This is a genomic window from Microbacterium sp. (assembly GCF_047607225.1).
Taxonomy (GTDB): domain Bacteria; phylum Actinomycetota; class Actinomycetes; order Actinomycetales; family Microbacteriaceae; genus Microbacterium.
Map to the genome: position 1 here is coordinate 24,233 of NZ_JASGDO010000054.1, position 7,890 is coordinate 32,122.

Here is a 7,890-nt window from a genome sequence, read left to right on the forward strand (position 1 = left end):
TGTAGGCCCGCGTCGACTGAGTACGGTGTGTGCTGTGCACACGCTCTCTCGCTCCCGTCTTGCTCGTGTCGGCCCGGTCGCCCTCGCGCTGGCGGCGGCGCTGTCGCTCTCCGGCTGCCAGGCCGACGTCGGCGATCCCGACCCCACGCCGCCACCAGCGGAGCCCTCGTCGACGAGCCCTTCGGAGTCGCCGGCGGCATTGCGGACCGAGCCGCAGCCGCTCTTGGCCGATGGATGCGACGGACTGTTCTCGGACGCAGAGGTGCGCCGGACGACAGGCGGTGCCGAACCCCGAGAGACCGGTCAGTTCTGGCAGGTTGCGATCGAGACGATCGGCGGGCTCTCTTGCCCGTTCCACAGCGACTCCATGGCAGGAGAGATCGTGCTCTTGCCCGCGAATCGGGCGTCCGGTACGGACCAGGCCATCGGCGCACCGGGGTGCGGGATCGACTATGACGAGGCGGTGTGCGTGGCCTCGCAGACCTCAGGGAAGGTCTGGGTGCTGGTGGCGATGCTCGTCGCCGGCGACGAGGTGCCCGAGGACGTGCCGGCCCCGCAGACCGCTGTTCTGGAGGCCGTGGCCGCGACGGTGCGAGACGTGGTTCCGGCAGGCGTGGACGCGGAGGAGGTCGTTCTGGATTGCGAATCGCTCGCCGAGCGTCTCGGGGTCACCGATGTCCTCGAGAACGATGTGATCTACCCGACGCGCATCGAGGAGGGGTCCGGGCCACTCGAACGCCGGATCGCCGACCATACTGGCGCCTCCGTGCGCTGCGACTGGTCCGAGCTGGACGATTTCCGAGAGCTGGGAGTGCTCGTGATCCCGGGCGGAGCGTGGGCACACGACGCTCAGGCGACGGCGATGCCGGGATCGCGAGACGCTGCCGTGGCAGGGGGACCTGCGACGCTGTGGGAGAGCCCGTCGGGCGAGACCGGGGTTCTGATCGCCGACGATGGCGATCTGGTGTGGGTCTGGGATCGCGGTGTTCGAGAATCAGACCTGCTGTCGGTCGCCGGGGTCTTCTTGGTAGCGTGAGAGTCGCCGTGTAGGCGCGGCGCCCCGCACTAAGCTTGACCCTCGTGGTCACGCGTCTCTCCAACTTCTTCCTCCGCACCCTCCGCGAAGACCCCTCCGATGCCGAGGTGACCAGCCACCGGCTGCTCGTGCGCGCGGGGTACATCCGCCGCGCCGCGCCGGGCATCTTCACCTGGCTTCCGCTCGGCCTGCGCGTGAAGGCGAGGATCGAGGCGATCATCCGCGAGGAGATGTCCCGGGCGGGCGCCTTCGAGGTGCATTTCCCTGCGCTGCTCCCGCGCGACCCCTACGAGGCGTCGGGACGATGGACTTCTTACGGTGAGGGCATCTTCCGGCTGCAGGACCGTAAGGGCGCCGACTATCTCCTCGCGCCGACCCACGAGGAGATGTTCACCCTCCTCGTCAAGGACCTGTACTCGTCGTACAAGGACCTTCCCCTGGCGATCTATCAGATCCAGGACAAGTACCGCGACGAGGCGCGGCCGCGCGCCGGACTCCTGCGCGGTCGCGAGTTCACGATGAAGGACGCCTACTCGTTCGACTACACCGACGAAGGGCTCGAGAAGTCCTACCAGGCGCAGCGTGATGCCTACGAGCGCATCTTTCAGCGCCTCGGCCTGGAGTACGCCATCGTCGCCGCCGACAATGGCCTGATGGGTGGCGCGCGCAGCGAAGAGTTCCTCCACCCGACACCCGTCGGCGAGGACACCTTCGTGCGCTCGGCGGCGGGATACGCCGCCAATGTCGAAGCCTTCGTCACCGTTGCGCCCGAGCCGCGGTCGATCGAAGGGCTGCCGGCTCCCGTGATCTTCGACTCGCCCGACACGCCGACGATCGAGACGCTCGTCCGGCATGCCGCCACGGTGCTGGACGGCGAGGTGACCGCTGCCGACACGCTCAAGAACGTCGTCCTCGCGCTGACTCATCTCGACGGCACTCGCGAACTCGTCGTCGTCGGGATCCCCGGCGATCGCGATGTCGACGACAAGCGCGCAGAGGTCGCTTTCGCTCCCGCGGCCGTCGAGCCCGCGACACCCGAGGACTTCGCCCGGCACCCCCTGCTGGTGAAGGGCTACATCGGTCCGTGGTCGGAGGAGGGGGCGATCCTCGGCGAGGAGTCGGCCACCGGCATCCGCTACTTCCTCGACCCGCGGGTCGTCGAGGGGACGTCGTGGATCACGGGTGCCAACATCGATCAGAAGCACGTCCACTCGCTGGTCGCTGGCCGCGACTTCGCGGGCGACGGGTTCGTCGAGGTCGCCAACGTGCGCGCGGGTGACCCCGCGCCCGACGGCTCCGGACCCGTCGAGCTCGCACGCGGCATGGAGATCGGTCACGTCTTCCAGCTCGGGCGCTACTTCGCCGAGACGCTCGGACTGAAGGTGCTCGACGAGAACGGCAAGCAGGTGACGGTCACGATGGGCTCGTACGGCATCGGTGTCACGCGGATCCTCGCGATCCTCGCCGAGCTGAACAACGACGACAAGGGCCTGATCTGGCCCGCGTCGGTCGCTCCGTTCGACGTGCAGGTCGTCGCGACGGGACGAGACGCCCTGGCCTTCGAGCTCGCCGAACGTGTGGCTGCGCAGCTGGAGGACTCCGGCCGTGACGTCCTTTACGACGACCGCCCCAAGGTCTCGCCCGGAGTCAAGTTCGCCGATGCGGAGCTGGTCGGTGTGCCGAAAATCGTCATCGTGGGCCGGGGCGCCGCCGAGGGCCAGGTGGAACTGTGGGACCGCCGGACGGGCGAGCGCGAGGTCGTCCCGGCCGAGGAGGTCGTTGCACGGCTGGCCGTCTAGCGACCTTCCTCGTGCGGAGGCCGGTCACGACTCCGGGTCGACCCGGGCGGCGACCCAGGGTGGCCCGAGGGGAACGACCCGGCGCGCGAGCGTGCGCCAGTAGAACTTCTCGACGCCCATGTAGGCGGCAAGCGCCGAGGCGATCAGGAGAACGATCGACCCCGCCGCCGCAAGGCCGGTGACCGCCGTGAATGCCGCGACGGCCTGGAGCGCGAGACCGAGCGAGACGCTCGCCAGGGTGAGCGGGAGCACGGTGTTGTGCGCCGCTCCGGCGAACGCGAACACGAACGCCAGAATCGCGAACGCCAGGGCGAAGGTCCCGCGGGCACCATCGGACACGTCGAACACGCCCAGCTCCTCGCCGAGGAGGAAGCCTGGCTGGACGATCCAGTACCAGCCGAAGGCGTTGTAGACGAGGAAATGGAAATCGTCGCCGTCGGCCCACGCGAGCATGCCGGCGATCACCTGCACCACACCGCCGAAGACCGCACCCACCCAGAACACGGGGCTCTCTTCGAGGACGCCGAGGTGGGCCAGCTGCGCGATGACGGTCGCCATCACGAAGCCGAGGAGGCCGATGAGTCCGGGGTCTGCGCGGCGAGGGGGGAGAGGCGTGGTCACGCCACCACGCTAGCCCGAACGCCTCGGCGGCCCCATGCACGGCGACCGGGAGAGCACGTTCAGCGCGAGACTCGTCCGTGCCTCATGGTGTCATCGGGCTGATCGCGCGTGACCAAGGCTTTGAGCATCCCTGCTGCCATGACGAGCTTGCCGTGGGCAGGTTCCCAGAACTCGATCTCTCGGGGCGTCACCCGCAGGAGCGCGATGTCGGGGGTGTCGAGGCCGTCTTCGAACCAGATGTCCAAAGAAGGGCTGTAGAGCTCCTCCATCCGTGCCCGGTCGTGGAGCACCTGGGCGGTGCCGGCGATCGAGACGAAGCGCATTCCCTTGGCGTCGACGTAGGAGAGCCCGACCGCGCGATCGGCGCGCACCTCGTCGACCTTCTTGGTCTCGTCCGAGGTGAAGAACCAGATGTTCCCTTCCTCGTCCATAAGGCGCGTGCTCATCGGCCTGCTGACGAGATTGTCGTCGTCGTCATGCGTCGTCAGCATCGTGAAGTCGATGTCCTCCACCAGCTCCTTGACCCGCGCCATCGCTTCTGCGCCGCCGACCTCGTTGTTGTTCTCGTCGTTGCCGTTTTCGCTCATGCGCCGACGATGACACGGATCGAGGCGCTCGCGGAGGGGATTGACACGGCCTGGGGAATCGATAGGTGTCTCTGATACGGGCCGAGCGGCGGGCGTCTGCCTTCGGGAAGGCATCCGTTCATCCGCGAGTCACCGTCCCGCACCGATGCGTGACAGGCTGAGGGCATGACGGACAGCCTCATTCCGCCGCAGGTGACCGACGACGTTCGCCGCTTGCTCCGCGACGCGGGCATCGCGGGCACCGACGACGATGCCGAGCTCGTCTCACGGATCCTGATCACCGGCGTCGGTCTGGGGCTCGATGACACGAGCCGGCTCGATCTGAAGATCACCTCGGCCGCACTCGCCGAGATGCGCCAGGCGTTCCGCCTCTTCGCCCCCTACCGTGGGGTGCCGAAGGTCACGGTCTTCGGGTCGGCGCGCACTCGCCCCGAGGACCCCCTGTACGCGGCGACCGTCGAGCTCGCGCGAGAGCTGGCAGGACGCGGCTGGATGGTCGTCACCGGCGCCGGCCCGGGGATCATGCAGGCGGCGGCCGAGGGAGCCGGCGGGGAGCACTCGTTGGGGGTCTCGATCCGGCTCCCGTTCGAGGAGAAGCCCAACTCGGTCATCGCCGGAGGCTCGCGGAACGTCGCGATGAAGTACTTCTTCACCCGCAAGCTCATGCTCGTGAAGGAGTCGAGTGGCTTCGTGTGTCTGCCGGGTGGGTTCGGCACGCTCGACGAGATGTTCGAGCTGCTCACCCTGCAGCAGACCGGCAAGGCCGAGCCCACCCCCATCGTCCTGCTGGATGCTCCCGGAGGAACGTTCTGGGAGGGCCTGCGCGAGTTCGCCGATCGCCACCTCATCCCGGCGGCGGTCATCTCTCCCGACGACCTCGATCGTGTGCTGTTCACCGACTCGGTGACCGAGGCCGCCGAAGCGATCACCGGTTTCTGGCGCAACTACGACTCGCTCCGGTGGGTCGGTGGGCGGCTGGTCCTCCGCCTGCGCGCGGAACCGTCGGACGCCGACCTGGAATCGCTCAACGATCGCTTCGGAACGTTGCTGACCCGCGGGCGGATCGAACGATCGGAGCCCCTGCGCCGTGAAGTGGAGGAGGCGGACCGGATCGAGCTGCCGCGCATCGTGATGCGCTTCGACCCGTTCCGGGTGGGCGAGCTGTTCCACCTCATCCGCGCGGTCAACGAGCTGCCGACGGCGCCCCCGCCGCGGGCACTGCCTCACAGGCGCGCGTAGCGGGCGCGGAAGAAGCAGAAGATCCCGTAGGCGACGAACCCGGCGCCGACGGCGGCCACGATCGCCGGACCTCCGGTGACCTCCAGCAGCGCCCGGATCGCGCTGTCGAGACCTCCCGCCGTGTCGGGGTCCACGCGCACGGCGGCGATCACGAGGAGGACGGCGAGAACCGACAGGGCGATGCCCTTCGCCACGAACCCCACGCTTCCGAGGGCGGTGACGAATACCTCCAGCGCCCCGCGGGGGATCGTCACCTTGTTGCGGTAGGAGCGGCGCACTCCCATCACGATGAACGCGATCCCGCCGATTCCGATCCCGATGCCCACGAGCCCCAGCAACCACGGGCCGCCGGGGACCGTGAGGACGCCGCGGCTGGCCTGCTGCACCGTCTCGTTCGCGTCGGGACGGGACCCCAGCGCGACGGTCGCCGCGATCACCGCGAGGGCGAGGAACACCGCGGCCTGACCCCATTCCGACAGCCGGACGCCCCATTTCTTCGCGTCGGACGAGCGCAGGACCGCGGTTCCGGCGGCGACGTGCCAGAGGCCGAGTCCCGCGAGGAGAGCCGCGATGACCCACAGCGCGGCGAATCCGAGGGGGGCCGTGGCGATGGTGGTGAAGGCGCCGGTCTGATCGCTCTTGCCGCGCCCGCCGAAGGCGATCACGAACGCGACCACGCCGATCATCACGTGCACGAGCCCGTTCGCGGCGTATCCGCCGCGAGCGAGCAGACGAAGGACCGTCGAGGAGCGCGCCTCGCGCGCGACCTCCCGTGTCGTGTCGTTCACCGTCGCCGTCTCCTCCCTCGCCCGTCCTCCGCTCACGCTAGCCAGTCGACGGCTGGGCGTCGATCGACGGGTGATCCCGGCGCGGGGGCGGAGGCGATCGGGTAACGTTGTGTGGATGCCGAGGCGGTGACGCCGAGGCGAGAGACGTGAATAGGGAGGAACCCGTGGACATCGATCTGGGACTTTTGCGGACGGTCGAGCGCGAGAAGGAGATCCCCTTCGACGAACTGGTCCGCATCATCGAGCAGGCGATCCTCACCGCCTACGCCAAGCACACTTCTCCCACCGGCGAGCTCCCCGACGGAGCGCGAGCGGAGCTGGACCGCAAGACCGGGCACGTGGCGGTGTTCATCCCTCTTCTCGACGACGAGGGCGCCGTCATCGGCGAGGAGGAGTCCACCCCCGAGGACTTCGGCCGGATCGCGGCGTTCGCCGCGAAGCAGGTCATCAGCCAGCGGCTCCGGGACATCGCCGATGACGCGATCCTGGGGGAGTTCCGCGGCAAGGAGGGCGACATCGTCGCCGGCGTCATCCAGCAGGGCCCCAACCCTCGCATGGTCCACGTCGACCTCGGCACGATCGAGGCGATCCTTCCGCCCGAGGAACAGGTCCCGGGTGAGGAGTACGCGCACGGCTCGCGGCTCCGCGTCTACGTGACCTCGGTGGCCAAGGGCACGAAGGGGCCGGCCATCACCGTCTCGCGCACCCACCCCGGTCTCGTCCGCAAGCTCTTCGCGCTCGAAGTGCCCGAGATCGCATCTGGCCTCGTGGAGATCGTCTCCCTGGCCCGGGAGGCCGGACACCGCACGAAGATCGCGGTCCGCGCCAACGACCCGGCGATCAACGCCAAGGGCGCCTGCATCGGCGAGCTCGGCCGCCGTGTGCGTGCCGTGACCGAAGAGCTCGGCGGGGAGAAGATCGACATCGTCGACTACGACGCGGAGCTCGCGAAGTTCGTCGCCAACGCCCTCTCGCCCGCCAAGGTCACCTCCAGCTTCATCCTCGATGCCGGCAGCAAGGCCGTCCGCGCCCTCGTACCCGACTACCAGCTCTCGCTCGCCATCGGCAAGGAAGGGCAGAACGCGCGCCTGGCGGCCAAGCTCACCGGCGCGAAGATCGACATCCAGCCCGATTCGATCCTGGAGTCGTGACGACTCCACGACGCGCGACGGCGGGGCGACCTCGGGGCGACCGAGCGATCCTGGCGGCCGAGTCGAAATCGCAGCGCGGCAAGAGGGGGTAGGATGGAACCTGTTCGAACGTGCGTGGGATGCCGCGTGCGTGCCCCCCGATCCTCTCTTCTGAGGGTCGTCGCTCGGAACGGCGTGCTCGTCATCGACGAGAAGGCCGTTCTTCCGGGCCGGGGCGCGTGGGTGCATGACACGGACGAGTGCAAGGACACTGCCCTGCGGCGTCGTGCTTTCGGACGAGCATTGCGTGTGTCGAGCCCGCTCGATACGCAGACCATCACACCCACCCACCAGCGAAACGGCTGAACGGCTATGGACACAAAGTGAACGGCTCGAAATGAGACCCGTCCGCACGTAACGGTCTGCCCTGTCCTGGGTAGGCCCCAGACAGGAGAATTGTGGCAAAACCACGCGTACACGAGATCGCTTCCGAGCTCGGCGTCGACAGCAAAGTCGCCCTCGCGAAGCTGAAGGAGCTCGGCGAGTTCGTCAAGAGCCCCTCGTCCACCATCGAGCCGCCCGTGGCTCGCAAGCTTCGGGCTGCGCTCGAGGCCGAAGGCGCCGCCAAGCCGGCTGACGCCGCGCCGAAGCCGGCCGCCAAGCCCGCGGCCCCGGCGGCCAAGCCCGGTC

9 protein-coding genes are annotated in these 7,890 nt (G+C 68.7%); 6 read left to right on the top strand and 3 right to left on the bottom strand.

Annotated elements, in window-relative coordinates:
* Positions 1 to 34: 34 nt before the first annotated feature.
* Positions 35 to 1,036 carry a hypothetical protein gene (locus QM591_RS10950; RefSeq protein WP_415132435.1) on the top strand — a complete coding sequence of 334 codons (1,002 nt, stop codon included), beginning with the start codon at positions 35 to 37 and terminating at the stop codon, positions 1,034 to 1,036.
* Between the two features lie 44 nt (positions 1,037 to 1,080).
* Positions 1,081 to 2,835: a proline--tRNA ligase gene (locus tag QM591_RS10955; protein WP_415132436.1), complete on the top strand. Its 1,755-nt coding sequence runs from the start codon at positions 1,081 to 1,083 to the stop codon at positions 2,833 to 2,835.
* Between the two features lie 24 nt (positions 2,836 to 2,859).
* Here QM591_RS10955 and QM591_RS10960 read toward each other — a convergent pair whose 3' ends face one another.
* On the bottom strand, positions 2,860 to 3,456 hold the full coding sequence (locus QM591_RS10960) for an acetate uptake transporter (protein WP_415132437.1): 597 nt from the start codon (positions 3,454 to 3,456) through the stop codon (positions 2,860 to 2,862).
* A 59-nt stretch (positions 3,457 to 3,515) separates the two neighbouring features.
* Positions 3,516 to 4,043: a pyridoxamine 5'-phosphate oxidase family protein gene (locus tag QM591_RS10965; RefSeq protein ID WP_415132438.1), complete on the bottom strand. Its 528-nt coding sequence runs from the start codon at positions 4,041 to 4,043 to the stop codon at positions 3,516 to 3,518.
* A 165-nt stretch (positions 4,044 to 4,208) separates the two neighbouring features.
* On the opposite strand from QM591_RS10965, the gene QM591_RS10970 reads away from it, so the two are divergent.
* Complete coding sequence (locus tag QM591_RS10970) at positions 4,209 to 5,282, top strand: TIGR00730 family Rossman fold protein (protein ID WP_415132439.1); 1,074 nt, start codon at positions 4,209 to 4,211, stop codon at positions 5,280 to 5,282.
* On the opposite strand, the gene QM591_RS10975 is transcribed toward QM591_RS10970, so the two are convergent.
* A complete protein-coding gene (locus QM591_RS10975) occupies positions 5,267 to 6,070 on the bottom strand; it encodes a DUF1206 domain-containing protein (protein WP_415132440.1) in 804 nt (267 codons plus the stop codon). The genes QM591_RS10970 and QM591_RS10975 overlap by 16 nt on opposite strands.
* A gap of 164 nt (positions 6,071 to 6,234) precedes the next feature.
* Here QM591_RS10975 and nusA point away from each other — a divergent pair, with 164 nt between their 5' ends.
* The 3 genes from nusA to QM591_RS10990 all read left to right on the top strand — a co-directional run.
* The gene (gene nusA / locus QM591_RS10980; RefSeq protein WP_415132441.1) at positions 6,235 to 7,221 is read left to right on the top strand and encodes a transcription termination factor NusA; all 987 of its coding nucleotides are present in this window, start codon (positions 6,235 to 6,237) and stop codon (positions 7,219 to 7,221) included.
* A 93-nt stretch (positions 7,222 to 7,314) separates the two neighbouring features.
* Complete coding sequence (locus QM591_RS10985) at positions 7,315 to 7,566, top strand: YlxR family protein (RefSeq protein WP_067163206.1); 252 nt, start codon at positions 7,315 to 7,317, stop codon at positions 7,564 to 7,566.
* 92 nt (positions 7,567 to 7,658) lie between these two features.
* The coding region (locus tag QM591_RS10990) for a translation initiation factor IF-2 N-terminal domain-containing protein (protein WP_415132442.1) at positions 7,659 to 7,890 on the top strand (232 nt) is incomplete at its 3' end.